This window comes from Cellulomonas sp. NS3, from assembly GCF_024757985.1.
In the GTDB taxonomy this organism is placed as follows: domain Bacteria; phylum Actinomycetota; class Actinomycetes; order Actinomycetales; family Cellulomonadaceae; genus Cellulomonas_A.
In genome coordinates, this window is record NZ_CP103289.1 from 1,326,519 (window position 1) to 1,353,028 (window position 26,510).

The following is a 26,510-nucleotide window of genomic DNA, read 5'->3' on the forward strand; positions in this document are numbered from 1 at the left end:
GGCACGCTACCCCGCGCCTCCCGCGAGGGGAACGCCGGGCGCGGGACGGTGCGTCGGGCGGTCCTGCCCGGGGTGTCGAACGGCTCGCCGACGCCGCTTCGTGGGGCCGTGCCCCGGTTCCCGGGCGGGTCGCCGAGGGGTCGGAAAAACTTCTCGAAGTCAGGTCGTTAATTCGGTTGTGTGCCTCTGACGGCCACCCTTAGGGTGAGTCACGTCCTTGTAGGAGGGCTGCGCCGAAGAGGCCCGGCCGGTGATGAGAGGTGGTGGGAGAGCTGATGGAGAACACAACCGTCGTGAAGCGGCAGTCGACGTTCGCGATCACGTTCGTCCCGCGCTCCCTCGCGCCCATCTCCGCATGGCTCGAGGGGACAGCTGTGCCCATGGCCAGCACCCAGGGAATCGGCGGCGATCACAAGCGCACGTACCGCCGTCGCCCGATGAACCACCCCGACTTCGCACCAGGAACTTGATGGTCTGACGACCGTCTTCCAGGCCGCGGAGTCCACTCGGATCCGCGGCCTTCGTCTTTTCTCCCGATGTCGGGGGAGCGGCGCAGGTACCGGTGATCCGGAAAACCAGCAGACGCTCACCAGCAAGGACATCAGGAGGACATCGTGCGGCTCACGACGCTGCTCGACACGGTGAACCAGGGCGGATCCGGCCCGTGGCCCCCGAGCCCGGTCATCACGACGGACGAGAACAACCAGCAGTTCGACCAGATGGTCGCGGGTCTCATCCCGTGCCGCTCGAACGACCCCGAGCTCTGGTTCGCGGAGCAGACCGCCCAGGTCGAGCTCGCCAAGGCCCTGTGCCGGGAGTGCCCCCTCGTCGAGGGGTGCCTCGCGGGCGCGGTCGAGCGTGCCGAGCCGTGGGGGGTCTGGGGCGGAGAGGTCTTCGTCGGCGGCGTGGTCGTCGCCACGAAGAGGGGCCGGGGACGGCCCCGGAAGTCCGCCGCTCCGGCGGCATGACGGCCCGCGGGGCTCGTGACGGTCAGCGCCCCGGGCGGGCGAGGGCCGGGACGGGCGTCCGGGGCAGGGCGGTGCACCCGCAGTCGGGGTGCACCGCCCAGGCCCGCAGGGCCGGCAGCAGATCGGGCATCGCGAGCTCGTAGGTCGCGCCCCGCGTGCGCGGCACGCCCCCGTCGAGGTAGGTGAGCGCCTCGGCGGCAGCCAGTGCGGAGCCCAGCCCCGCGAGCGCGACCGGTTCCCCCGCGGGACCGCTCGACGTCGGCGGTCGGCACACGAGCTGTGCCACCACGAGCGGCCACGCCGGGTCGACGTCGCCACGGTGCAGGTCCAGGCAGCGCAGGCACGCGGAGCCGCGCCCGAGCGGACGCGCCGGAGCTGCGGAGGGACCCCCGCCCGCGACGGCGTCGCCGGCGCGCCGACCTCCCGCGCCGACCGGCACCACGAGCGGGCCGACGAGCGCGTCGCCCTCCCGCACGACGACCGACAGGTGCGCCAGACCCGCGGTCACGAGCCGCAGCGCCGTCTCCGGGCTCGCCGCCCCGTGCTCGACGAGCACCACCAGGTCCGGCGCTGTCCCCGGCGCGGCGTCGCAACGGACCTCCGGCGCGACGTCCCGCAGCACGCGCGCCGCCGTGGCGAGCCGTGCGGAGCCGACGTCCCCCATGCGGTACCCGCCCGGTCCGATGTCGGACGAGCGCACGACCCCGTCGTCGTCGAGCAGGACCGTCCCGACCCCCGCGACGGCGAGCGTGGTCGCGACGGCGAGCCCCAGGCGCCCCAGCCCGCAGACCCCGACCACCGCGGACCGCCGGGCGTCGACCTGCGCGGCACCGTCGCCGTCGGGCCGCAGGAGCGTCCAGGCGGAGACGTCGGCACCCGCGCCGGCACGCACCGTCGGGCTCCGGCGGCCCCCGGCACTCGTGACCTGCGCGTCGACGAGGAGCCCGACGAGATGTTCGGCGCGCGCGCGGTCGAGGCCCTGGCCGAGGGCCCACGGGAGCCAGCGGTCGAGCTCCGGCAGCGTCTCGAGCTCCTGCAGCAGCTCGGCCTCGCCGGGCGCCAGGCCGGTCAGGCGCACGGCCCACCGGGGGTCGGTCCCGACCTGCAGCTCGTCCGGCCCTCGCCGCAGGACGCGCAGGTGTGGGCGCAACCGCATGAGCGACCCCTCTCGGCCGTGCCGTGCGCCGACCCGACGCCGGCGACCCGAGGCCTCAGCGTGGCACCGGCCGACGCCGTGCCACCGCTGTCCACAGGGTCCCGGACGCGCGCGAGGCGCCGTCCGACCGGACGGCGCCTCGAGGCGTGCGGTGCCTGGGGGGCTCAGGCCTTGCCGAGGATGCGGTTGAGCTTGGTGCCGCACACGGGGCAGACGCCCTTGGCCATCTTGCGGCCGGACTCCGAGACGACGACATCGCCCTCGGCCTCGCGCTTCTCCTTGCACTTCACGCAGTAGAACTCGCCCTTGTAGGTCTCGGCCATGACAGGTCTCCTCGCGTCTGCGGACATCGGGCGCGTCCGTCGGCCCGGCGGCCCGGTCGAGATGAGGGGAGCCGCCCCGACCTGAGCGAGCCCCACAGTAATCGCGGCGGCCCTGCCGGGGGCCCGGACGGGCTCGACGCGCCGTAACGCACGCCCGGAAGGGAACCGCGTTCCCCGGTTCGGGGGACACGCCGGAGGGCCGGTGGGACGAGGCTCGCGGCGGGCCGAGCGGACGCGCTCCGCCGGTCTGGGGAGGCGCGCTACCGGCCGACGTGCGGAGCCCGGGCGCCGCTCCGGCGAGGTGGCGCGGCGCGTGGCCCCGAGCCGATAGCGTGCACGGCGTGGAGCGGCGCCGCGGGCACCCGGCCGAGGGCACCTCCGCCATGCCCTCGGGGCCGACGCCGCGCACGTCCGCCGAGCCGGGGTCACGGGCGAGCCGGACGCCGACGTCGCGCGCACGCCCCGTCCCGCCGCGTACCGGGGAGGTGCCGCGCAGCGTGGACGCGCCGCCCGAGCACCCCCCTGTGGCCGCCGTCGAGGTGCGCCGCTCGCGCAACCGCACGCGCACGGTCACCGCCTACCGCGACGGCGACCGCACGATCATCGCGATCCCCGCGCGGTTCACGCGCGCGCAGGAGCGCGAGTGGGTCCAGCGCATGGTCGCGCGGCTCGAGCGCCAGGAGCGTCGGCGGCGCCCGTCGGACGTCCAGCTCGCCGAGCGGGCCTCGGGGCTCTCGACGCGCTACCTCGCCGGGCGGGCCCGGCCGGCGAGCGTCACGTGGTCCAGCAACCAGGGCCGCCGGTGGGGGTCGTGCACCCCGCTCGACGGGACGATCCGGATCTCCGACCGGCTGCAGGGCATGCCCGGGTGGGTCCTCGACTACGTGCTGCTGCACGAGCTCGCGCACCTGCTGCACGCCGGTCATGGACCGGACTTCTGGGCCGAGCTCGACGCCTACCCCCGCACGGACCGCGCGCGCGGCTTCCTCGAGGGCGTCGCGTACGGGCACGAGCGCGCGCGCACGGGCCAGCAGCCGGCGCTCGGCGGGGACGTGGACGACGAGTCGGACGACGACGCGGGCAGCGAGGTCGACAACGCCGGGCTCGACGTGGTCGACGAGCTCGGAGCCGACCCGGACGAGCGGTGAGGCCGGTCCAGCAGGACGGACCGGGGCGCTGACGCGACCCGCCGACCGGTGGACCCGCCGACGCGGACCCGACCCGGTCGCCGGCTCCGCCTCACCGACGTGAGGGCACGACGTCGGGCGGGACGGGTCGGCCGCTCCGGCTCGCCCCCCGACGGCCGGACGCGTCAGCCCTGCGGGGTCTCCGGCTCCTCGCCGAGGATCTCGGCGAGCGCCCGGTCGACGTCCGCGGCCTCGTCGCTCGCCGTCTGGCGGCGCGCGGCGTACCCGTCCGGGTCGTCGAGGTCCTCGTCGGTGGGCAGCAGGTCCGGGTGGTCCCACACGGCATCGCGCGCCTCGGGGCCGCCGTCGGCCGTGATCCGGGCCCACAGCGCCGCGGCGTCGCGCGACCGGCGGGGCCGCAGCTCGAGGCCGACGAGCGTCGCGAACGTCTGCTCGGCGGGCCCGCCCGCGGCGCGGCGGCGGCGGATCATCTCGCGGAGCGCGACCGCGTGCGGCAGGTGGGGGAGGGCCGCGACGGACGTGACCTCGTCGACCCAGCCCTCGACGAGCGCGAGCGCCGTCTCGAGCCGACCGAGCACGGCCTTCTGCTCGTCGGTGGTGTGCGGGTTGAAGACGCCGCCCGAGAGCGCGGACTGCAGCGCGGACATGTCGGTCGGGTCGATCGACGCGACGGCCTCCTCGAGCTGGTCGAGGTCGACCGTGATGCCGCGCGCGTACGCCTCGACGGCGCCGAGCAGGTGAGCGCGCAGCCAGGCGACGTGCGTGAAGAGCCGGGCGTGCGCCGCCTCGCGGAGCGCCAGGTAGAGGCGGACCTCCTCGAGCGGGGCGTCGAGCCCCGCGGCGAAGGCCTCGACGTTGGAGGGGACGAGCGCGGTCGAGGGCTCGCGGACCAGCGGCAGACCGATGTCGGTGATGCCGAAGGCCTCGCGCGAGAGGGTCCCGGCGGCCTGGCCGACCTGCATGCCGAACACCGCCGCGCCGAGGCTGCGCACGAGCTGCGCGGGGTCGCTCGGCGTGCCGGGCACGAGCATCCCGGGGGGCAGCCCCTCCGCGGCGAGGTCCTCGGGCAGCTGCTCCGCCAGGGCTCCGGCGAGCGCGGTCGTGAGCGACGACGCGACCGGCTCCGTGAGCGTGCGCCACGTCGGCAGCGTCTGCTCGACCCACTCGGAGCGGCTCCACGCACGGACGGGGCCGCCTGCGGGGGGCAGGTCGGTCGCGGCGTCGAGCCAGAGCTCGGCGACCGAGAGGGCCTCGCTCACCTGCTTGGCCTGGAGCGCGGTCAGCGACGGGTCGCCCTCGGCCACGGCGGCCTGGCGGGCCACGTCGTGCGCGATGTCCCAGTTGACCGGGCCCTCGCCCGAGGACGCGAGCAGGCGGCGCACCTGGTCGAGCACCTGGCCGAGCAGGCGCGGGTCGTCGGGGAGCCCCGAGGCCGCCGCCATCGCCGCCGGGTCCATGCCCTGCGCGCGGAGCTGGGCGAGCGCCTCCTCGGCGTCCGGTCCGAACATCTGGCGCAGGATCTCGTCCCACGGCGCAGGGGTGTCCTCGCCGTCGGGGGACGATCCGGCGGGGCGGTCGGTGCTCATCGGCGTGCTCCTGGGACGATGTGCCGGCGGGGGGGCAGGCGGTGTCCCACGGTAACCACAGACCAGAGGCGACGAGATGGTGCAGCGCGAGGTTCGCTCAGGGCGCAGTCGTGCGCGCGGCGGGGACGCGGTGCCCGGCGAGCTCGTCGTCGTCGGCGTCGGGCCGGTTGCGACGGCGCTCGCCGGCTGGCTGTCCGCGAACGGCCCGCGCGCGGTGCGCCGGGTCGACGCGGTGCCCGAGGAGGAGCCGCACACGGCGCTCGCGGGCGCCGAGGTGGTCGTGCTCGTCGCGCACGGCGGGGACCTCCACGCGGCCTGGGCCGTGCCCGCCGAGGAGCGCCGCACCGAGGCGGTGGCGCACGCGGCACGGACGGTCTCGGCCGCGCGCGAGGCGGGCGTCCGGCACCTCGTCGGGATCACGTCGGCGATGGTGCACGGGGCCGCGCCGGACCGCCCGATTATCCACGACGGCGACCCGGTCCTGGGTCACGGCAGCGGGCCCGGGCGCTCGCTGCGACGCACCGGCGAGGCGCCGGACGACGGCCTGCGCGACGGCGTCGTCGGCGACCTGCTCGCGGTCGAGGCGGTGCTCGCGCGCGCGTCGAGGCGCAGGGCGCCGCTCGTGACCGTGCTGCGCCCGGCCGGGCTCGTCGGGCCCGGGCTCGACACGCTCCTGACCCGGCACTTCGAGGCGCCGCGCCTGCTCGCGGTGCGGGGCGCCGAGCGGCGCTGGCAGCTCGTGCACGTCGACGACCTCGCGTCGGCGGTCGCGACCGTGGTGGACGAGCGGCTCACGGGGCCGCTCACGGTGGGCGCCGCCGACGAGCTCACCGCGCGCGAGGTCGAGGCCGCCGCCGGGATGCGCCGCGTCGAGCTCGCGGCGACCACCGCGTTCGGCACCGCCGAGCGCCTGCACCGGGTCGGCGTGCTGCCCGCCCCCGGCGCCGAGCTCGCGTACGCGGTGTACCCGTGGTCGGTCGCGAGCGACGGGCTGCGGGCGGCCGGCTGGGAGGCGCGCTGGTCGACCGCGGAGTGCCTCGACGTGCTGCTCGTGGCCGTGCAGGGACGCATCGCGCTCGCCGGCCGGCGGTTCGGTGCGCGCGACGCGGCGGCGCTCGGGGCGGCGGGCGCGGCGGTCGCGCTGATCGGCACCGCCGCCGTCCTGAAGCAGGCGCGCGGCCGGCGTAGGGGATGATCGGGGGGTGCCCGACGAGAACCTCCCCGCCCCCGCCCGGACCTCCGGGGTCCCGAGCCGCAGCGCCTCGAGCGACGGCTCCGTGCCCCGCGGCGCGAGCGCCGGCGACGACCTGACGCCCCCGGCCGGCGGGACGGCGGCGCCGTACGGGCCGTCCGACGACGGCGGGTCGGGCGTCCCGGACGGGTCCGGCGCCCCCGCCGAGGACGCCCCGGCGCCCGCCTCGCCGCGGAACGTCACGCTGTCCGTCGCGATGCTCGCGACCGCGGTGCTGCTCGGCGGCCTGGTCGTGCTGCCGGCGCCGTACGCGGTGAGCTCGCCCGGGCCGACGCGGGACACGCTCGGCGAGCAGTCCGGCACGCCCCTCATCTCGATCGAGGGCGCCGAGACGTTCCCGGCGACGGGCGAGCTGCTGCTCACGACCGTCTCGACGACGGGCGGCCCCGGCTACCCGTCGAACGTCGTGGACGTGCTGCGCGGCTGGTGGGACCCGCTGACCGCGGTCCGCCCGGTCGAGGAGGTCTTCCCGCCCGACATCTCGCAGGACAGCCTCGACGAGCAGAACCAGGCCGCGATGGTCTCCTCGCAGGAGAACGCGACGGTCGCGGCGCTCGAGGAGCTGGGGCACGAGGTCCCCGCGACGATGGTCGTGGCCGGCGCCGAGGAGGGCAGCGGCTCCGACGGCGTCGTCGAGGAGGGCGACGTGCTGGCCTCGCTCGACGGGACGGAGCTGACGTCCTTCACGCAGCTCACGGACCTGCTCCGGGAGATCGAGCCGGGCACGACCGTGCAGCTCGGCGTCGTGCGCTCCGACGAGGACCTCGAGCTCGAGGTCGTGACCGGCGAGCGGGAGGGCGGCGGGAGCCGGCTCGGTGTGCTGGTCGACCCGCAGTTCGAGCTCCCCGTGATCGATCCCGAGATCGGCGAGCCCGTCGAGGTGACGATCCAGATCGAGGACATCGGCGGGCCCAGCGCCGGCACGATGTTCGCGCTCGGGATCATCGACCGGCTGACCCCCGAGGACGAGGCGCAGGGCGCCGTCATCGCGGGGACCGGGACGATGGACGCGTCGGGCGAGGTCGGGCCGATCGGCGGCATCCAGCAGAAGCTCGGCGGCGCGGTGCGCGACGGCGCGACATGGTTCCTGGCCCCCGCCGGCAACTGCGACGAGGTCGTCGGGCACGTGCCGGACGGGCTCCGCGTGGTCTCGGTGGCGACGCTGCACGACGCGCGCGAGGCCGTCGTCGCGATCGGTGCCGGCGAGACGGACGACCTCCGGGCCTGCTCCTGACGGCGCTGTCCCGGGGGCGGGCGCCGCTCCGGGGCGGCGCCGCGACGGCTCAGTGCAGCGTCGCGACCACGGCCTCGACGAGCCCGGGGACGAGGTCCGGTCCCTGACCGACCGAGTCGTCGCTGTCGTTGCTGCGGCTGCGCACCGCGCACCAGCTCGTCCCGTCGCGCAGCGCGCCGACGGCGATCCGCACGTCCTGCCGGTCGGGGTGCGCCATGAGGTAGGCCAGCGCCTCGTCGGGGTCGGCCGGCACGCCCTCCTCGGCGGCGGGCGGCAGCACGACGCGCTCGACGGTGACCGCCGCGCCGTCGACCCCCGCGGGCCACTCGATGCCGGCGAGGAGGTGCTCGAGGTCCGTCGCGGCCGGCAGGTCCTCCTGCTCGACGGACGTCAGGTGGTGCTCGTCGTGCCGCGCGAGGGACACGACCGCGGGCGGCAGCTGTGCGGCCAGGCCGGGCTCGGCCTCCAGCGCGGCGGCGGTGCGCACGAGCGCGAAGACCCGCACCGGCCCGTCCCAGCCGCCCGTCGCGACGTGCCGCTCGATCTCACGGACGGCCTCGGCCAGGCTCGCGCGCGCCGACGGGGGAGACAGGGGCAGGATGGGTTCGTCCACGTCCGACATCGTCCCATCCGTACCCGCTCCCCCGGGAACCGCGGGCTGCGGCGAGACGTTCACGGACTGTGCCCCAGCTGTCACCGATGACGAGGACCCTGACCCCGTGACCTTCGCGAACCCCACCGCCCGCCGACCCAGCCCACGGCCACCGGGTCGACGTCGCGGCCCGCTCGGCCCGACCCTCGTCGTGCTCGGCGTGATCGTCGTGCTCGTCCTGATCCTCGCGCAGGTGTGGACCGAGGTGCTCTGGTTCGACCAGCTCGGCTACGTCGAGGTGCTGCGCACCGAGTGGGGCACGCGCGCCGTGCTCTTCGTGCTCGGCTTCCTGCTGATGGCGGGGGGCGTCGCCGCGAGCCTGAGCTTCGCGTACCGCTCGCGGCCGATCTACGCGCCCTCGACGCAGGAGCAGGCGAGCCTCGACCAGTACCGCGAGGCCATCGAGCCGCTGCGCCGCCTCGTCATGGTCGCCGGTCCGGCCGTCCTCGGCCTGTTCGCGGGCGGTGCGGCGTCGCAGCAGTGGAGCACCGTCCAGCTGTGGATGAACTCCGTCGCGTTCGGCGAGAACGACCCGGAGTACGGGCTCGACATCGGGTTCTACGTGTTCACGCTGCCCGGCCTGCGGTTCGTCGTGTCGTTCCTCATGGCGGTCGTCGTGCTCGCGGCGATCGGCGGCGTCGCGACCCAGTACCTGTACGGCGGCGTCCGCGTCGGCGGGCCTGCCGGGGCGCCCCGCACGACGCCCTCCGCGCGGATCCACCTGTCGGTCATGGGCGCGGCGCTCATGCTCCTCATCGGTGCGAACTACTGGCTCGACCGCTACTCGGTGCTGACCCGGGAGGGCAGCCGGTTCGAGGGCGCGAGCTACACCGACGTCAACGCGGTGATCCCGTCGAAGGCGATCCTCGCGGGGGTCGCGGTGTTCGTCGCGATCCTGTTCGTCATCACCGCGGTGCGCGGCAACTGGCGGCTGCCCGCGATCGGCCTCGGTCTCATGGTCGTCGCCGCGGTCGCCGTCGGCGGGATCTACCCGGCGGTCGTCCAGCGCTTCCAGGTGACCCCGAACCAGCAGGACGCCGAGGCGCCGTACATCCAGCGCAACATCGACGCGACCCTCAAGGCGTTCGACCTCGAGGACGTCGCCGTCCAGCCGTACGAGGCGAACGTCACCGCCGAGGCGGGCCAGCTCCGCGCGGACACCGACACGACCGCGTCGATCCGCCTGCTGGACCCGCAGATCGTCAGCCCGTCGTTCCGGCAGCTCCAGCAGAACAAGGGCTACTACAGCTTCGCGGACACCCTGGCCGTCGACCGCTACGAGATCGAGGGCCAGAGCCAGGACACCGTGATCGCCGTCCGCGAGCTCGCGCTCGACGGGCTCAGCGAGGGCCAGCGGAACTGGACCAACGACCACACCGTGTACACGCACGGCTTCGGGGTCGTCGCGGCGTACGGCAACACGACGGCGGCCGGTGGTCGGCCCGAGTTCTGGGAGGCGGGCATCCCGTCGTCCGGTCAGATGGGCGAGTACGAGGAGCGCATCTACTTCAGCCCGCGCTCGCCGCTCTACTCGATCGTCGGCGCCCCCGAGGGCGCCCGCGACTGGGAGCTCGACTACCCGGACGACGAGTCCGGCGGTCAGGTCAACACCTCGTTCCCCACGGACGAGGTCTCCGCGGGCCCGGACATCGGCGACCCGGTCACGAAGCTGCTCTACGCGCTGAAGTTCGGCTCGCAGGAGATCCTGTTCTCCGAGCGCGTGACGTCCGAGTCGCAGATCCTCTACGACCGCGACCCGCGCACGCGCGTCGAGAAGGTCGCGCCGTACCTGACGATCGACGGCCGGCAGTACCCCGCGGTCGTCGACGGCCGCGTGGTCTGGGTCATCGACGGGTACACGACGAGCGACGGCTACCCGTACGCGGCGTCGCGTGCGCTCGACGACGCGACGATCGACTCGGTCACGCAGCGCTCCGAGAGCATCGACGCGCTGCTGCCGCAGACGGTCAACTACATCCGCAACTCGGTCAAGGCGACCGTGGACGCCTACGACGGCACCGTGACGCTGTACGCGTGGGACACCGAGGACCCGGTGCTGCAGGCGTGGCAGAAGGTGTTCCCGACGAGCCTCGAGCCGATCTCCGAGATCAGCGGCTCCCTCATGAGCCACCTGCGCTACCCGGAGGACCTGTTCAAGGTCCAGCGGAACCTGCTCACGCGGTACCACGTGACGGAGGCCGAGGAGTTCTTCTCGGGCGGTGACTTCTGGGCGAACCCCAACGACCCGACGCTGGGCGACACCCAGGTGCCGCAGCCGCCGTACTACCTGACGCTCAAGATGCCGGACCAGGAGCGCGCGACGTTCTCGCTCATGTCGACGTTCATCCCGGCGTCGGGCGGGACGACGAACCAGCGCAACGTGCTGAGCGGGTTCCTCGCCGTCGACGCGGAGGCGGGTGACCAGGAGGGCGAGCCCGCGGAGGGCTACGGCCAGCTGCGGCTGCTCGAGCTGCCGCGTGACTCGACGGTCCCCGGACCGGGTCAGGTGAACAACAACTTCGACTCGAACCCGACGGTCTCGACGGAGCTCAACCTGCTCGCGCAGCAGAACTCGACGGTGGTGCGCGGCAACCTGCTCACGCTCCCCGTCGGCGGGGGCCTGCTGTACGTGCAGCCGGTCTACGTCCAGTCGTCCGCGGGCACGAGGTTCCCGCTGCTGCAGAAGGTGCTCGTGGCCTTCGGCGACGAGATCGGCTTCGCGAACACGCTCGACGAGGCGCTCGACCAGGTCTTCGACGGGGACGCGGGAGCCGAGGGTGGGGACGCCGGGACGGACCCGGGCGCCGACACCGGGACGGACCCGGGGACCGACACCGGGACGGATCCGGGCACCGACACCGGGACGGACCCGGGGGCGGACACCGGGACCGAGCCGGACACCGGCGGTGCAGCGGCCGACGCCCGGACGCGGCTCGACGCCGCGCTGACCGAGGCGCGCGAGGCGATCGAACGCGGCGAGGCGGCCCTGGCGGCCGGTGACTTCGCGGCGTACGGCGAGGCGCAGGAGGCGCTCGACGCCGCTCTCGCGGATGCCATCGCGGCGGAGGCGGAGCTCGACTGACGCCCTGAGCGACGCGACGAGGGGCCCGGACCGGTGCGGTCCGGGCCCCTCGTCGTCGGTGGTGCGCCGGGGGAGGCGGACGAGGCCGACCGATGACTTCGGCGACCCGTCGGGGTCTTCACGGGGGAGGCCGCGCACCGACCTGCACCGATCCGCACCGACGAGGAGGTACCTGAGATGGGCGCCGTTCGACCGCACCTGTGGTTCCACGACCGCGCCGAGGAGGCCGCGGAGTTCTACGCGAAGACGATCCCGAACACGACGGTCACGAGCGTCGTCACGGCCCCGGCGGGGATCCCCGACGTCCCCGAGGGCGCACCGTTCATCGTCGAGCTGGTGATCGACGGGATGCCGGCCACGTTCCTCAACGCCGGCGACGCGTTCACGCTCGACGAGGCGTTCTCGTTCTACCTGACGTGCGAGGACCAGGCCGAGGTCGACCGCTACTGGGACGAGCTGTCCGCGGACGGCGGCCGGACCGGCCAGTGCGGCTGGCTGCGCGACCGGTTCGGCGTCTCGTGGCAGGTGGTCCCGCGCCAGCTCGACGACGTCATGCAGCGGCCCGACGCCGCGGGCGTGCAGCGTGCGACGGCGGCGCTCATGGGCATGACCAAGATCGACGTCGCGGCGCTCGAGGCGGCCTACTCGGGCACGTGACCAGGACGGATTTGGTCCCTCCGCGCCGGTGACGTACTGTAGAGACACCGACGCGGGGTGGAGCAGCTCGGTAGCTCGCTGGGCTCATAACCCAGAGGTCGCAGGTTCAAATCCTGCCCCCGCTACTTGTGAAGTGGCAGTTCAGAGGCCCTCTCGATCTCCGGATCGAGAGGGCCTCTGGCGTTGATGTGGGCGGGTGTCGAGCACCGGTCGGAGCGGAGCAGGCGGCATGGCTCGACCGGCCCGAGATGGCGCCGCTAGAGCTCGACCGGTCCGACCGGCTTCGGCGGGAACGCCTCGTCGAGATAGATCCCTCGGACTCCTCGACGAACGACGTGCGGTCCGATCACCGGTCGCAGGCGCACGACGAGATCCTGCGCGACGGAGCTGCCGAGCACCGACCCCTGCAGCCTCACGCCGATGACGAGGTCGACGTGGATGGGATCGGCGAGGAACAGCGGCACGAGCTTCCCGGTGAGCCGGTGGTTCTCCACCTGGCGCATCATCCTCACCGCCAGGTCGTCCGTGCGCTGGACGAGGTCGAGCGTGACCCTTCCTTTCGACACGCCCTTGCCGACGCTCCAGCTGTCGAGCGTGAACCGGATGTCGCGCATGCACGGGACGACCGTGAGGATCTCGGTCATCCACCGGTCGCTGGGCACGACGGCGCTGGCGTCCAGGTAGGAGTTCGTCCAGCGGATGCTGACGGCGCCGCTCAGACCGTCCCCGATCATGCCGCCCCCGACGTCGTCGAACTCCAGCACGACATGGTCCGGCCACACGCCCACGTAGACCGTCGGGTCGCGGTACCGGGCCATGAGCGCGTGGCTCACCCCGGGCACGTCGAGGTCCACGTCGGACGTGCCGGTGACGAGCTGGGTGATCTGGCTCTTGACCAGGCCCCACCCGAACGTCATGAGCTCGCCCTTGAGGGCGACACCGGGTGCCGCAACCTGCTGGACCCCGTTCGACCCGGCCGAGGGGTAGACCACCTGCTCCGTCACGGCAGCCTTCGTCTCCCGGTCCCAGGCCATGCTGTCTGCCGCGCGAGCGATCTCCTCGGCCACCTGGAGGTTGGCGAGCCGCTCCGTCGGTGACTGCTGCGGCGTGGCTTCCTTGGGCGCACCCGGCGCACCCCCTCCGGCCGCCGGGGTGCTCGCGCTCGACCTCACCTTCTCGATCTCCTTCTGCGCGCCGGCTGCGCGCATCGCGGCCTCGGCGCCGCTCACGGCTCCGCTGACCAGGTCGTCGAGCAGGCTCGACACCTGGTTCAGGCCCGACATGTCGCGGAACACGTCCGGCTTCCCGAGCAGCTGGAGCGCGGCCGAGAGCCCGGAGGGGTCCGGCACCGCGGGCGCCTGGGTGATGGCCACCACCGGTGGTGGGAGCTGCGCCGGCGTCGGTGTGGAGGGCGCTTGTCCTTGAGGCCCCGGCTCGATCCCCGAGATCTGTGGGGGAGCGGGCAACGGCCAGTCCATGGCACGAGTGACGTCCCGCTTCTCGCAGACGTTGCAGTGCCCCAGCTCCGCCTCGGCGACCAGCCCACGGCTCGGCAGCGCGAGCAGCTGGGTCCGTCGGTCCGGGTCCACCTCGATCTCGGCGTCACCTGCGACGGCGAAGGCCACCCAGCTCCCCAGCACGGCCAACGGGGTGTCGCCGATCCGACCCAGCAGGTCGGGTGAGTGCTGCAGGAAGGACTCCAGGCGTTGCCGGCGCTCGCCGCGGTCCATGAGCAGCCAGATGGCACGGCTGTAGTAGCCGGCGTTGGACTGCAGGTGACGCAGGAGCAACGCCGCCGCCGCCTTGTCCAGCTTCTTGGCTGCGGGGCCCCCGGCACGTGCGGGCGCCGTGGGGTCGGGCTCGGGCTGCACCGCGGTCGCCGGGGGTGTGATGACGACGGTCACGTCCCAGCCGGCGCCGTGGTTGTCATCCATCTTCCAGTCGTTGGGGCGAAGGAGGAGGTTCCCCTCGTCCCGGGCGACGAACTGTGCCTGAGTCCCGCCCTGGTACCACACGTTCCCGACCCGGCACACGAGCGAGAGCTCTCGCTTGCCGGGAGCGGGGTAGCCGTCGTCGGCCCTGGATCCGGTCTTGCCGTCCGGGCCGTACCCGGATCCGAGGTCCGCGCCGAACTTGGCGTTGCCTGTGGCGCTGATCCGGAGGGTGCTCCCGTCCTGGACGAGGAGCTGGCTGTCGAGCACCTCCGTCGGGTCCACGTGGAAGGCGTGGCGCCCCGTCGCGTAGCTCGTCGTCGGCACGGTGGGCGTCATGGGCTCGGTCTCGTAGATCTCCGGGGCGTCCAGGAGCCGTGTGACGGCGTCGAACCCGGCGCGCATCCGTTGGTCGAGGAGGACGGCCTCGAGAGCGGACCGGAACCGGAGCACGTTCTCCTCGATCCCGAACGGGATCGCGGCGAACGGCAGGAGGACGACCTCCTCGACGCGGTCGACCCACGTCTCGACCCGGAACGTCCGCAGGAGCTCGTAGTACTGGATCGTGAGGGTGTGGCAGCGGTTGTTGTTGCTCACCGCCCGGGTCTGCAGGGTGCTGGTCTCGCTCTGCTCACCCTGCACGACGACGGTGCTGTTCAGGGTCCGCAGTGCCGAGGCCGCCTGCGCGACGGACTCCGAGAGCTGCTGCATCGAGTCCGCCTGGACGTCACGTCGGCCTCCGCTCACCGCGACCGCGCCGGCCATGCCCATGACGTCGCCCGTGCCGCCGGCGACCTTGAGCGGGAAGCCGATGATCGACGACAGGTCGACCGCACCGCCGCCGTTGCTCGCGTGCGATGCTCCGCCCATCAGCGAGAAGCCGCCCTGGAGCTCGTCGAGGGACGCGGTGACGGTCTCGTCGAGGGTCCTGTCGTGGGTCAGGCCGTGGCTGAGCCGCTCGAAGGCGCGCAGGTCGTCCCCGCGCTGCACCCGGTCGGCGCGGTTCCAGTCGATCGTGGCCAGCAGCGCGCTCTCACCGGGGGCCAGCGGGAGGCTGTAGAGGATGTCTCCCAGGGAGTTGCCGAGATAGGACCACGTCTGGCGCAGGTGCAGCACCGATCCTCGGGGGGCGAGCTGGCCGGCGGGGAAGGAGCCGGCGTCCGACGTGACGTCGAGCGCGTGGTGCCGACCGGCGAGGAGCTGCGGACCTTCGTCGGCTCCCAGCACGACGCGGGCGTACTCGAGGTCGCGTTCCGGCGCCTGGCTCTGCACGGCCGTGATGCAGCCGTCGTGCGTCGTGGCGGAGCTCGGGCTCACCGCGAAGGATCGGGGCGACAACCGCAGGTCCAGGAGGTCGGGCTCCTGGATGCTGGGCAGTCGGGCAGCTCGGCGAGCGTCGGGAGCCGAGAGCGACGTGATGAAGGCGAGGCCCGACAGGTCGGTGCCCTCCCCGAGCAGCGTCTCGATCCCCGTCTCGTGGAAGCGGACGACGAAGCCCAGCTGCGCCCGTACGTGCGCGGGGGCGCAGAAGGACAGGTAGCCGGCGGCGTCCGAGGTGAGGGTCGCCACCGGTGCCTCGACGCCCTCGTCCGCCATCGCCCACAGCGAGGCCGTGACGCCCTGCAACGGCCCCCCGGTCGTGGCGTCGAGCACGAACCCACGCACCTTGACGCCGGCTGCGGCGCTGCTGCTCGAGGACGCCGGCGCCTCGGTCGCGTGCGTACGCGCGTGCCCCGCATAGGCGTTCCGACGGAAGCCCTGTCCGGCTCGGCTGAGCGCTCGGAACCGCATGTCCGCTCCTCCCGTGCCCGGTGCGCGCCGGGCCGCGTCCTCGACGCACGCACCGCCACGACCGCACGCACGCACTCAGGCGCAGATGCCAGGTTCCTCCCACGGCGTGGGTCGTCGTCGGCGGCCCGGTGCAGATCGCACCAACGTGCAGCCGTCTCGGCGCACGAGGCCGCTCGGCATGACGGCGTGCGGGTCTCGTCCTCGCACGAGGACCACCCGGCCGTCAGCCCTTGACGGCGCCCCCGAGCCCGGCGCCGCGCAGGAACAGGCGCTGGAACACCAGGAACATGACGACCGGGATGATCGTGGAGATCGCCAGCGCGGCCATCATCGCGCCGAGGTCGGTGGTGCCGAACAGCGTCGGGAGCCGGACCGACAGCGGCTGCAGGTCCGGGTCACGCAGGACGAGGAACGGCCACAGGAAGTCCTTCCACGAGGCGATGACGGCGAAGACGGAGACGACGCCCAGGATGGGCCGGCTCATCGGCAGCACGACGGACCAGAACAGACGGAAGGCGCCGGCTCCGTCGACCCGTGCCGCCTCGAAGACCTCGCGCGGAAGCGAGTCGAAGAAGCGCTGCACGAGCACGACGTTGAAGGCGCTGGCCCCGGCCGGCAGCCAGACGGCCCAGAAGCTGTTGAGCAGCGAGCCGCCGACCGGCGGGTGCAGGATCGTCAGGTACAGCGGGACGAGCAGCACGACCGCCGGCACGAACAGCGTCGCCAGCACCGCCCACTGCAGCACGCCCGCGTACCGGGGCCGGAGCACCGACAGGACGTACCCGCCCGTCGTCGCCACGACCACCTGGCTCGCCCACGACCCGGCGGCGACGACGAGGGTGTTGACGAAGTACCGGCTGATGCCGATCTCGTTCCACGCCTCGTCGAGGTTCTGCAGCTCGAGGCCGTGGGGGAACACGGCGAGCGGGGTGCGCAGGATGTCCTGGGTCGGGGTCACCGCGAACTTCGCCAGGAGCAGGACCGGCCCGACCCCCCAGACGACGAGCAGCACGAGCAGCGCGACGTGGCCGGTGGTCAGGCTCCGCCGGACGCGCGGCCGGCGCCAGTCCGCGGTCGAGACGTAGCCGCGCTCCTCCTCGTCGGCCGGGGTGCCGCGGCGCCGGGTGCGGAGAAGCCTGCGCGACGTCGCGGCGACGTCGGACCGGTGGCGCACCGGGGCCGGTGGGAGCGGGCCGCCCGCGGTGGCTCCGGAGACGGGGGTCGGCGTGGTCGTCGTCATGTCGTGCTCCAGCTGCGGGTCAGGCGGAAGTAGAGCAGGGACATCAGGGCGAGGAAGACCGCCAGGAGCAGGCTCAGCGCGGTGGCCTCGCCGTAGTCCGCCCCGAGGTTCTGGCCGAACGCCTTCTTGTAGATGAGCAGCAGGATCGTCAGCGTGGAGTTCGCCGGCCCGCCGCCGGTGAAGAGGAACGGCTCGAGGAAGACCTGGGCCGTCCCGATGACCTGCAGGATCAGGGTGAGGAGGAGGACGCCGCGCAGGTGCGGCAGGGTGACGTGCAGGACCTTGCGCCAGATCGACGCGCCGTCGACCTCCGCCGCGTCGTAGAGCTCGGCGGGGACGCTCGCCAGGGCGGCGAGGTAGATGATCACGGTGCCGCCGGCGGCGGCCCAGGTCGCCTCGAGGACGAGCGACGGCATGGCCCACGTGCTGCTCTGCAGCCACGGGTACGGGCCGAGGCCCACGGTCGAGAGGAGCGCGTTGAACACGCCCTCCGGCCGCGGGTCGTAGAAGAAGCGCCACAGCAGGACGGCGACCACCGGGGGGACGACCACGGGCAGGTAGGCGAGCGCGGAGTACAGGCCCTTGGCCCGGCGGACGCTGCTCATCAGGACCGCGGCGACGATCGGCACCGGGTAGCCGAGGACGAGCGCGAGCAGCGCGAACCACGCGGTGTTCCTGATCGCGAGCGGCAGGGCCGGGTCGGCGAAGACGGCGCGGAAGTTGTCCAGGCCCACCCAGGTGGAGACGAGCAGGTTCGTCTCCTGGAAGCTCATCACCACCGCGCGGCCGATCGGCAGCCAGGAGAAGACGCCGAAGATCAGCAGCACGGGCAGGGCGAAGACGAGCGTGCTCAGGCCGCCGCTGCGCAGCCAGGTGGTCGGTGTGGCGCGGGCTCGCCGGCGGCGGACGAGATCGGGGGTCGTCATGGTGGTCCCTCTCCTGGTGGACGCGGTGCCTGCCGGGGCCGGTGGTCTCCGGCAGGCACCGCCGCTGGTCAGCGCTCGTCGATCAGGGCCTGGACCTCCCGGTCCGCGGTGGCCAGGAGGGCCTCGACGTCGGCGTCCGCGTCGGTCAGCACGGACTGGATCGGGACCTCCAGCGCGGCGTAGGTGTCCTGGCCCTGGACGGACGGCTCCCCGACGACGGGCTGGTCGAACATCACCGACGTGTAGCCCTCCATCTGCTCGAGCGGGACGTTCACGTACTCGGCGACCCACGCGTTCGCCGTCTCGTACTGCTCGCGGCTGAAGATCGGGAGGACCGGCGTGCCGACCGTCTGGTCGTTCTCCGCGCGGACCCGGGCGTTCTCGACCGCCTGCTCCTCGTCCCGCAGGTTCGCGAGGTAGAAGAAGTCGATCCACTTCACGGCGGCGGCCTGGGTCTCCTCGTCGACCTGGGCCCCGACGGCGGCCATGGTCCCGCCGGCGAGCACGCCCGCGTCCTCGCCCTCGAGGGGGATGGCGGTGAGCCCGTAGTCCTCGCCGGTCGTGGCGTAGTTCTCGACCAGGGTGTTGTAGATGTCGGAGCCGGACGTGTACATCGCGAACTGCCCGGCGGCGAACGCCTGGTTGGCCGTCTCCCAGCTCAGCGTCGTGTCGGCCAGGACCCAGTCGTCCTCCCAGCGCATGGCCTGGAGGAACTCGAGGTGCTCGCGGGTGGCGTCGTTGTCGAGCGTGGCGGTCACGGCGTCGCCGTCGACCTCCTGCAGGCGCCCGCCGCGCGCGTACGTTGCGGCGGCCAGCTGCCACCCGGCGGCGTTGCTCGCCGTGATCGTGGCGTAGCCGGGGACGCCGGTGGCGTCCTTGATCTGCTCCGCGTGCTCGCGGACCTCGTCCCACGAGGTCGGCGGGCTGTCCGGGTCGAGCCCGGCCTGCTCGAACAGCGCGCGGTTGTAGTGCAGGGCCACGCCGTAGATCGACTTGGCGGGGATGGCGTACACCTCGCCGTCCTCGCCCTTGCCGGCCTCGAGGAGCTCCTCGTTGAACTGGTCGGCGTAGGGCAGCGTCGCGAACTCGTCCTGGAGGTTGGCCAGCTGCCCGTTCGCGACGAGGGTCTTGGCGTCCGTGAGCGGGATCTCGAAGACGTCGGGCAGCGTGCCGCCGGCGAGCTGGGAGGCGAAGGTGGCGGCCTCCCACTCGTACTCCTCCGCCTCGATGTCGATGTCGGGGTTCGCCGCCTCGAAGGCAGCGACCCGCTCGTCGAACGCCGCGAACGCCTCGGGCTCGGAGCCGGGGACGAGGCTGACCACCGAGAGGCTGAGCTTCTCGCCCTCGGCCCGAGCACCGTCGCCGTCCGCGGGGGCGCAGGCCGCGAGCAGCCCGAGCGTCAGCACGCTCGTCAGCGCCTTCGTCGTGGTGGATCGGGAGAACTTCATCGTTGACTCCTTCTGGGGGATCGGCCGGGCTGCTGGGGCGGAGGTGGTCTAGGGCTGGGGCAGGCGCAGCCACGCCGCTGCGTCGCACGTCAGCAGCCGGTCGCGCGCGACGGCGGCGTCGCTCGCGAGCAGCACGGTGCTCCCCCGCGGGAGGGGGACGGGCTCCTGCCCGAGGTTGGCGAGGCAGGCGACGCCCTCACCGCGGAGGAAGGCGAGCACGTGCGGACCGAGCCCCGCGTCGTCCAGCCACCGCAGGTCACCGTCGGCGAAGGCGCGCTCCTGGCGTCGCAGGGCCAGCGCCGCCCGGTACAGCGAGAGCATCGAGGACGGGTCGGCGGTCTGCCGCTCCACCGTGAGCCCGGCCCAGCCGGCCGGCTGCGGCAGCCACGAGGTCCCCGCCGTCGTGAAGCCGAACGGCGGCGCGTCACCGCTCCACGGCAGCGGGACCCGACAGCCGTCCCGGCCCGGGTCGACGCCGCCGGACCGGGCGTGCATGGGGTCCTCGAGGAGCTCGCCGGGCAGGTCCTCGACCTCGGGCAGCCCGAGCTCGTCCCCCTGGTAGAGGTAGAGCGAGCCCGGCAGGGCGGCGGTGACCAGGGCGGCCGCTCGGGCCCGGCGCCGACCCAGGGCGAGGTCGGTGGGGGTGCCGAACCGCTTCGTCGCGAAGGCGAAGGACGTGTCGGCCCGCCCGTACCGGGTCACGGGCCGGGTCACGTCGTGGTTGGACAGGACCCAGGTCGCGGGTGCTCCGACCAGGCGGTGCGCCGCGAGCGTCGCCTCGATCGACTCGCGCAGCCGGGCGGCGTCCCAGGGCCGGGCCATGAAGTCGAAGTTGAAGGCGGTGTGCATCTCGTCGGGCCGCAGGTAGCGCGCGAACCGCTCGCGGTCCGGCAGCCAGACCTCGCCGACCAGGACGCGCGGCGGGTCGTAGCCGTCGGCGACCGCGCGCCACGAGCGGTAGATGTCGTGCAGCTCGTCGCGGTCCGTGTGCGGGTGCTCACCGGGGCCGGGGTCGTCCGGCACCTCCGGCAGGGCCGGGTCCTTGACGAGCAGCGCCGCCGAGTCGATCCGGATGCCGGCGACGCCGCGGTCGAACCAGAAGCGCAGCACGTCCTCGTGCTCGGCGCGGACGTCGGGGTGGTCCCAGTTCAGGTCCGGCTGCTCGGGGGAGAACAGGTGGAGGTACCACTCGCCGGGGGTGCCGTCCGGGTCGGTGGTCCGGGTCCAGGTGGTCCCGCCGAAGCTGGAGACCCAGTCGGTCGGCCTCTGCTCGCCGTCCTGCCCGCGACCGGGACGGAACCAGAACCGGCTGCGCTCGGGCGAGCCCGGACCGGCCGCGAGCGCCGCCGTGAACCACGGGTGCTCGTGGGAGACGTGGTTCGGCACGATGTCGACGATCGTGCGGATCCCGAGGTCGAGCGCCTCCGCCACGAGCTGCTCCGCCTCGGCGAGGGTCCCGAACCGCGGGTCGATCGCCCGGTAGTCGGCGACGTCGTACCCGCCGTCGGCGAGCGGCGAGCGGTACCAGGGCGTGCACCAGATCGCGTCGACGCCGAGGTCCCGGAGGTAGGGGAGCCGGGAGCGGACACCGGCGAGGTCGCCGGTCCCGTCGCCGTCGCCGTCGGCGAAGCTCCGCGGGTACACCTGGTAGATCACGGCGTCGCGCCACCACCGGGGGTCGGGCGTCGCCCGACCGGACGGGCGGTGTGCCGCCGGGGCCGCGCCCGGAGCGTCGATCCGGTCGGCGGGTGCGCCGTCGTCGGTGGCGCGCTCGACGCTCGCCGGCGGCGCCTGCTCCGGGTGGGTGGTCGTGCCGAGCTCTGCCACGGGTCCGGGCCCTTCGCCTCGTCGCGATCGGCGCGTGCGTGCCGCCGGCAACGGCACGGGGGCGGCGTCGCGACACCGACACTAAAGAGAACGACAGACAGCACGCAAGATGTTGACAACACGGTTACGGAAACGTGATGGAACACCGCCTGCATCCGGCTCACGGCTCCGGCGCCTCGGTCGGCGTCGTGGAGACCTGCGTGTGGAGCGTGGGCGCGGCGTGCAGGACCGCGCGAGCGAGAGCAAGCGGCTTGCGTGGCTGCGTATGCTCGGCGCATGTCGAGACGTCTGGCCGAGGTCGCCACGAAGGTCGGGGTCAGCGAGGCCACCGTGAGCCGGGTCCTCAACGGGAAGCCCGGCGTCTCCCGTGCGACGCGCGACGCCGTGCTGACGGCGCTCGACGTCCTCGGGTACGAACGGCCGACGAAGCTCCGCGGCGAGCGCGGCAGGCTGGTCGGCCTCGTGCTGCCCGAGCTCGGCAACCCCATCTTCCCGGCGTTCGCCGAGGTGATCGGCGGTGCGCTCGCCCAGCAGGGCTTCACGCCGGTGCTGTGCACCCGCACCGCGGGCGGCGTCACGGAGGCGGAGTACATCGACCTGCTCCTCGGGCAGCACGTCTCGGGCGTGATCTTCGCGGGTGGCTTCCACGCCGAACGGCGCGCCGACCACTCCCACCTCCACCGCCTGTCGTCGCTCGGGCTGCCCGTCGTGCTCATGAACGCGTCGATCGAGGAGCTGGACTTCCCGCGCGTGTCGTGCGACGACCTCGTCGCGATGAACCAGGCGCTCGGCCACGTCCACTCGCTCGGGCACGAGCGCGTCGGGCTGCTCCTCGGCCCGGCCGACCACGTGCCGTCCGAGCGCAAGCTCGCGGCCGCGCAGGCGTTCGCGGCCCGGAACTCGTCGTCGTTCGACCCGGAGCTCGTCGTGCACAGCCAGTACTCGCTCGAGAGCGGGCAGGCCGCCACGACGAGGCTGCTGGCCGCCGGCGCGACGGCGGTCGTCTGCGCGAGCGACCCGTTGGCCCTCGGCGCGGTCCGTGCGGTGCGGCGCGCGGGCCTCGACGTGCCGGGCGACGTCTCCGTGGTCGGCTACGACGACTCGAACCTGATGAACTCCACGGACCCCGCGCTCACGACGGTCCGGCAGCCCATCGAGCCCATGGGGCGCGCCGCCGTCGAGCTCCTGGCGAGCATGATCGCGGGAGCCGACGTCGCGCGCGACGAGCTGCTGTTCGAGCCCGAGCTCGTGGTCCGCCGGTCCACGTCCGCTGCCCGGTCCACCGGCCGCAGCCCGGTCGTCGCGTAGGACCTCCGGGACCGGGTCGGGTCGCGGCGCCACCCGACGCCCTCGGGGGCTGTCGCACGCGTGCGCGGACCCCTAAAGTGAAGGAGTCCGAACAAATCCCGACATCGTCGTCGGGCGAAGAGCAACGAGGCCTTCATGAGACCCCCGCCCCCACCCCGCCAGGCGCCGCGGCGCGCCACCGCCCGCACCGCAGCCGTGGCCGCACTCGCGCTCACCGTCCTCGCGACGCCGGCAGCCGCCGGCTCCGCGCCGTCGGGCAGGACCTCCGCTCCCGCGGCCGGGCCCGACGACATCAACGGCTACCGGAGCGTCGGCTACTACATGGCGGACGCCCCCGTCACGCGCGACTTCCACCTCGCCGACCTCGTGACGTCGGGTGCGATCGAGGACGTGACGCACCTGAACTACGCGTTCGGCAACGTCACGACCGACCTCGTGTGCGACATCGCCGACGTCCCGGGGGAGGGCGACCCCGAGAACGACTTCCTCCGCACCGTTCCGGCGGAGCACTCGGTCGACGGGGTCGCGGACTCGCCCGACCAGGTGCTCGCGGGCAACTTCAACCAGCTCCGGAAGCTCAAGGAGGTCAGCCCGCAGACCAAGGTCCTCGTCTCCCTCGGCGGGTGGACGTGGTCGGACAACTTCTCGGAGGCCGCCTCGACCCCGGAGCGCCGGTCGGCGCTCGTGGACTCGTGCCTCGACCTGTACATCGACGGGGACCTGCCCGAGATCGGCGGGAAGGGCGGCCCGGGAGCCGCGGCCGGGATCTTCGACGGCATCGACATCGACTGGGAGTGGCCCGTCACCGGCGGCGAGACGGCCAACGCGCGGCCGGAGGACAGGGAGAACTTCCTCCTGCTCATGGAGGAGCTCCGCGCCGAGCTGGACGCCCGCGGTGCGACGAACGGCCAGGACTACCTGCTGACCGCCTTCGCGCCGGCCGGCGGGTGGAACGCAGGGCAGGGCGGGTGGCTGGACCCGCGCCTGTTCGCGGCCGTCGACTTCCTCAACGTCCAGGGGTACGACTTCCACGGCGGGTGGGTGCCGAACCAGACAGGGCACCAGGGCAACCTGCACCCGGACGGCGACAACAACTGGGGTCTCGGGCTCGACGGCGCGATGGGCATGTACGTGCAGGCGGGGGCGTCGCCGGACCAGCTCAACGCCGGTCTCGCCGCCTACGGGCACGGGTGGTACGGCGTCACCGACGGGTCGGCCGCGTGGCAGCCGGCCGCGGGCTACGTCGGCACCCGGACCTATGCCGAGCTGCGCAACCTCGGGCAGGCCTACTTCGACGCCGGGCTCGGGGCGTCGTGGCGGTACGACGGCGACCAGTGGTGGAGCTACGACGACCCGGCCTCCGTGACGGCCAAGGCGGAGTGGCTCGCCGTCAACGGCTACGGCGGTGCGATGTGGTGGGACCTCTCGGGGGACCACCGCAACGAGCTCGGCGACGCGCTCGGCAGCACCTTGCGGGCGGCGACGCCCGGGCCGTCCGTGGACCCCGCCTGTGCGGCTCCCTGGTACGCGTCCGGCGTCTACACGAGCGGTGACGTCGTCGCGCACGACGGCGTGGAGTACCGGGCGGCGTGGTGGACCCGCGCACAGGCGCCCGGCAGGAGCTCGTCCGGTCCCTGGACGCCGGTCGGGCCGTGCGGCACGACGCCTCCGGTCGACGTGCCCTCGTGCGCGCCCGCATGGTCCGGCGCGACGACCTACACCCGCGGGCAGGTGGTGTCACGCGCGGGCGTGAACCACACCGCGCAGTGGTGGAGCCGCGGGGAGCTGCCCGGCTCGGCTCCGTACGGCGCCTGGGACGCGGGCACGCCGTGCGCCTGACCTCCGGGCAGGCGTAGCGCTCGCCCCGCCACCGTGCCGCCGTGCTCGGCGCACCCCGCCGCGGGTGCGCCGAGCCCGGCGAGCAGGGCACCTCCGGATGCGCGCCCGGACGCGGTGCTGAACAGTGGACGCGGACGTCGAGCGCACGCTCGAACCGCAGAGCCGACCAGGAGGTACCCATGGCACGCACCGTCTCGAGCCTCATGACCCCCCACCCGACCGTCGTCGAGGTGACCGACACGCTGCACGCCGTCGCGCAGACGATGGCCACGCAGGACGTCGGGGCGCTCATCGTGGCGGAGAACGGCGCGGTCGTCGGCATCGTCACGGACCGCGACCTCGTCGTCCGCGGCCTGGCCGCCGGGATCGGGCTCGACGCGCCGGTGGGCCAGCTCGCGACCGAGGAGCTCGTCACCGTCGGACCGGAGGACGACGTCGCCGAGGTCGTGCACCTCATGCGCGAGCGCGCCCTGCGCCGTGTCCCGGTGGTCGAGGGCGACCAGGCCGTCGGCATCGTGACGATCGGCGACCTCGCCGTCGCGCTCGACTCCGACTCCGCGCTCGCGGACATCTCGGCGGCGCCGCCGCAGGACTGACCGGTCCGCACGCTCGACCACGGAGGCGCGGGGACGAGGGTCCTCGCGCCTCCGTCGTGCCCGGGGGGCGGCGACACGGCGACCTGGCCGACCGGGCGACCCGGTGACGCGGGCGGGCGAGCACGTCGCCTACGCGACCAGCGCGACCACGAGCACCATGGGCAGCGAGACCACCGACGCGATCGACGTGCCGAGCGTGAGGGTCTTGAGGCTGCCCTTGGTCGACAGGCCGAGCAGCGCCTTGAACATCCAGAAGAAGTTGCTGTTCACCTGGAGCGCGAACATGGCGCCGGACGCGATCGCGAGCCCGATGACGATGGGTGCGACGTCGAGCGACGTGAGCACCGGGGCGATGATGCCCGCCGCAGTGATCGCCGCGACGGACACCGACCCGATCGCGAGGTGCAGGAGCGCCGCGATGAACCAGGCGAGCAGGACGCTGAGCAGGACGGGCGCCCCGGCCTCGGCCTGGAACAGCCCCGCGAGGACCTGGTCGAGGTCGGTCTGCGTGATGACCGCGCCGAGCGAGCCGCCGACCCCCGTGATGAGCAGGATCTCGCCGGTCGTGTGGAAGCCGTCGTCGAGCGCGTCCTCGGTGCGCCCCTGGCCCGCCGTCCGGCGGGACAGCAGGTACGCGCCCAGCAGGCCGACGAAGAGCGCGACGTTCGCGTCGCCGACGAACTCGACGAACGGCGTGGCGAACCCGAGCAGGTCGGCGAACGCACCGAACCCGATGAGCAGGAGCGGGACGAGGATCGGCAGCAGCATGACCCCGAGCGGCAGCGGCCGGCGCGCGGCGGTGTCCTCGGCGCCCTCCGCGCCCTCCGCGCCCTCCGCACCCGCGGCGCCCGCGGCGTCGTGCGCCTCCTGCTCCGCCAGCGCCTCGTCGACCTCCTCGTCCGACTCGGGCTTCCAGAAGTCCCCGCGCAGGACGACGCGCATGACGAGGCTCGTCAGGACGGCGGTCAGCGGGCCGATCACGATGCCGAACAGCAGCCACCGGCCGAGCGGGATGTCGAGCAGGCCCGCGATGGAGATCGCGGCCAGCCCCGGGATCACGAACACGTACCCGGCGAAGATGCCGGCCCCGAGCGCCGAGGCCATGAGCGGGAGCCCGTTGCGCCCGACGTGCGGGGACGCCGAGCGGGCGACGGGCGACGCGAGGACCACCTGCACGTCGACGTAGATCGAGGGCAGGACCGTCGAGAGCAGCATCGCCATCGCGTACGGCAGCCGCGTCGTGCCCACCGCGCGGACCAGGACGCGCACCATCCGCTGGAACGCGCCGGTCGAGTGCAGCAGCGCCCCGATCAGCACCCCGAAGCCGATGAGCAGGCCGACCTCGGTCATGATCTCCCCGAAGCCCACCGTGATGGCCTCCACGGTGCCGGCGAAGCCGACGCCCGAGGCCAGGCCGAGGTAGAGCGACGCGAGGATCAGCGAGATCACCGGGTTGACCTTGAGCCGGATGATCAGGCCGATGGCCAGGACGATCGCGATGGCGGTGTGCAGAGCGACCACGCTGGGCTCCTCGCGTCCGTGTGCC

General features: G+C 73.7%; 20 protein-coding genes and 1 tRNA gene. 11 read left to right on the plus strand and 10 right to left on the minus strand.

Annotated features, from left to right (window positions below; genetic code table 11):
* Positions 1 to 275: 275 nt before the first annotated feature.
* A complete protein-coding gene (locus tag NXY84_RS06185) occupies positions 276 to 470 on the plus strand; it encodes a hypothetical protein (protein WP_258726249.1) in 195 nt (64 codons plus the stop codon).
* A gap of 144 nt (positions 471 to 614) precedes the next feature.
* Positions 615 to 968 carry a WhiB family transcriptional regulator gene (locus NXY84_RS06190; RefSeq protein WP_309485057.1) on the plus strand — a complete coding sequence of 118 codons (354 nt, stop codon included), beginning with the start codon at positions 615 to 617 and terminating at the stop codon, positions 966 to 968.
* Positions 969 to 990: 22 nt separating this feature from the next.
* Here the strand turns inward: NXY84_RS06190 and NXY84_RS06195 are convergent, their stop codons facing one another.
* Positions 991 to 2,124 (minus strand): ThiF family adenylyltransferase, encoded by a 1,134-nt coding sequence (locus tag NXY84_RS06195; RefSeq protein WP_258726250.1) that lies wholly within the window; start codon positions 2,122 to 2,124, stop codon positions 991 to 993.
* 164 nt (positions 2,125 to 2,288) lie between these two features.
* The gene (locus NXY84_RS06200; RefSeq protein WP_183295582.1) at positions 2,289 to 2,447 is read right to left on the minus strand and encodes a DUF5679 domain-containing protein; all 159 of its coding nucleotides are present in this window, start codon (positions 2,445 to 2,447) and stop codon (positions 2,289 to 2,291) included.
* 497 nt (positions 2,448 to 2,944) lie between these two features.
* Between NXY84_RS06200 and NXY84_RS06205 the strand changes: the two genes are divergently transcribed.
* Positions 2,945 to 3,595 (plus strand): YgjP-like metallopeptidase domain-containing protein, encoded by a 651-nt coding sequence (locus NXY84_RS06205; protein ID WP_396126375.1) that lies wholly within the window; start codon positions 2,945 to 2,947, stop codon positions 3,593 to 3,595.
* 164 nt (positions 3,596 to 3,759) lie between these two features.
* Here the strand turns inward: NXY84_RS06205 and NXY84_RS06210 are convergent, their stop codons facing one another.
* Positions 3,760 to 5,181 carry a zinc-dependent metalloprotease gene (locus tag NXY84_RS06210; protein WP_258726251.1) on the minus strand — a complete coding sequence of 474 codons (1,422 nt, stop codon included), beginning with the start codon at positions 5,179 to 5,181 and terminating at the stop codon, positions 3,760 to 3,762.
* Between the two features lie 130 nt (positions 5,182 to 5,311).
* Here NXY84_RS06210 and NXY84_RS06215 point away from each other — a divergent pair, with 130 nt between their 5' ends.
* Together NXY84_RS06215 and NXY84_RS06220 are read left to right on the plus strand one after the other, a co-directional pair.
* Complete coding sequence (locus NXY84_RS06215; protein WP_258726252.1) at positions 5,312 to 6,376, plus strand: nucleoside-diphosphate sugar epimerase; 1,065 nt, start codon at positions 5,312 to 5,314, stop codon at positions 6,374 to 6,376.
* Between the two features lie 7 nt (positions 6,377 to 6,383).
* Complete coding sequence (locus NXY84_RS06220; protein WP_258726253.1) at positions 6,384 to 7,667, plus strand: YlbL family protein; 1,284 nt, start codon at positions 6,384 to 6,386, stop codon at positions 7,665 to 7,667.
* 49 nt (positions 7,668 to 7,716) lie between these two features.
* Here NXY84_RS06220 and NXY84_RS06225 read toward each other — a convergent pair whose 3' ends face one another.
* A complete protein-coding gene (locus tag NXY84_RS06225) occupies positions 7,717 to 8,289 on the minus strand; it encodes a PPA1309 family protein (protein ID WP_258726254.1) in 573 nt (190 codons plus the stop codon).
* Between the two features lie 97 nt (positions 8,290 to 8,386).
* Here NXY84_RS06225 and NXY84_RS06230 point away from each other — a divergent pair, with 97 nt between their 5' ends.
* The 3 genes from NXY84_RS06230 (at position 8,387) to NXY84_RS06240 (ending at position 12,183) form a co-directional block, all read left to right on the plus strand.
* Complete coding sequence (locus NXY84_RS06230) at positions 8,387 to 11,401, plus strand: UPF0182 family protein (protein ID WP_258726255.1); 3,015 nt, start codon at positions 8,387 to 8,389, stop codon at positions 11,399 to 11,401.
* Between the two features lie 177 nt (positions 11,402 to 11,578).
* Positions 11,579 to 12,058: a VOC family protein gene (locus NXY84_RS06235; protein WP_258726256.1), complete on the plus strand. Its 480-nt coding sequence runs from the start codon at positions 11,579 to 11,581 to the stop codon at positions 12,056 to 12,058.
* A gap of 51 nt (positions 12,059 to 12,109) precedes the next feature.
* A tRNA-Met gene (locus tag NXY84_RS06240) sits at positions 12,110 to 12,183 on the plus strand.
* A 132-nt stretch (positions 12,184 to 12,315) separates the two neighbouring features.
* Here the strand turns inward: NXY84_RS06240 and NXY84_RS06245 are convergent.
* The 5 genes from NXY84_RS06245 to NXY84_RS06265 form a co-directional block, all read right to left on the minus strand.
* Positions 12,316 to 15,642, minus strand: a complete 3,327-nt coding sequence (locus NXY84_RS06245) for a hypothetical protein (RefSeq protein WP_258726257.1) — start codon at positions 15,640 to 15,642, stop codon at positions 12,316 to 12,318.
* Positions 15,643 to 16,003: 361 nt separating this feature from the next.
* The gene (locus NXY84_RS06250; RefSeq protein WP_258726258.1) at positions 16,004 to 17,020 is read right to left on the minus strand and encodes a carbohydrate ABC transporter permease; all 1,017 of its coding nucleotides are present in this window, start codon (positions 17,018 to 17,020) and stop codon (positions 16,004 to 16,006) included.
* Positions 17,017 to 17,946 (minus strand): carbohydrate ABC transporter permease, encoded by a 930-nt coding sequence (locus tag NXY84_RS06255; RefSeq protein WP_258726259.1) that lies wholly within the window; start codon positions 17,944 to 17,946, stop codon positions 17,017 to 17,019. Before NXY84_RS06255 ends, NXY84_RS06250 begins: the two co-directional genes overlap by 4 nt.
* 68 nt (positions 17,947 to 18,014) lie before the next feature.
* Positions 18,015 to 19,394 (minus strand): extracellular solute-binding protein, encoded by a 1,380-nt coding sequence (locus NXY84_RS06260; protein ID WP_258726260.1) that lies wholly within the window; start codon positions 19,392 to 19,394, stop codon positions 18,015 to 18,017.
* A 48-nt stretch (positions 19,395 to 19,442) separates the two neighbouring features.
* Positions 19,443 to 21,131, minus strand: a complete 1,689-nt coding sequence (locus NXY84_RS06265; protein WP_396126386.1) for a glycoside hydrolase family 13 protein — start codon at positions 21,129 to 21,131, stop codon at positions 19,443 to 19,445.
* A 366-nt stretch (positions 21,132 to 21,497) separates the two neighbouring features.
* Between NXY84_RS06265 and NXY84_RS06270 the strand changes: the two genes are divergently transcribed.
* From NXY84_RS06270 to NXY84_RS06280, 3 genes are all read left to right on the plus strand, one after another.
* Complete coding sequence (locus NXY84_RS06270) at positions 21,498 to 22,529, plus strand: LacI family DNA-binding transcriptional regulator (RefSeq protein ID WP_258726261.1); 1,032 nt, start codon at positions 21,498 to 21,500, stop codon at positions 22,527 to 22,529.
* Positions 22,530 to 22,664: 135 nt separating this feature from the next.
* On the plus strand, positions 22,665 to 24,368 hold the full coding sequence (locus NXY84_RS06275; RefSeq protein ID WP_258726262.1) for a glycosyl hydrolase family 18 protein: 1,704 nt from the start codon (positions 22,665 to 22,667) through the stop codon (positions 24,366 to 24,368).
* Between the two features lie 179 nt (positions 24,369 to 24,547).
* Positions 24,548 to 24,964, plus strand: coding sequence for a CBS domain-containing protein (locus NXY84_RS06280; protein WP_258726263.1), 417 nt, complete (start codon positions 24,548 to 24,550; stop codon positions 24,962 to 24,964).
* A 129-nt stretch (positions 24,965 to 25,093) separates the two neighbouring features.
* Here the strand turns inward: NXY84_RS06280 and NXY84_RS06285 are convergent, their stop codons facing one another.
* Complete coding sequence (locus NXY84_RS06285) at positions 25,094 to 26,485, minus strand: GntP family permease (protein ID WP_258726264.1); 1,392 nt, start codon at positions 26,483 to 26,485, stop codon at positions 25,094 to 25,096.
* Positions 26,486 to 26,510: the final 25 nt, after the last annotated feature.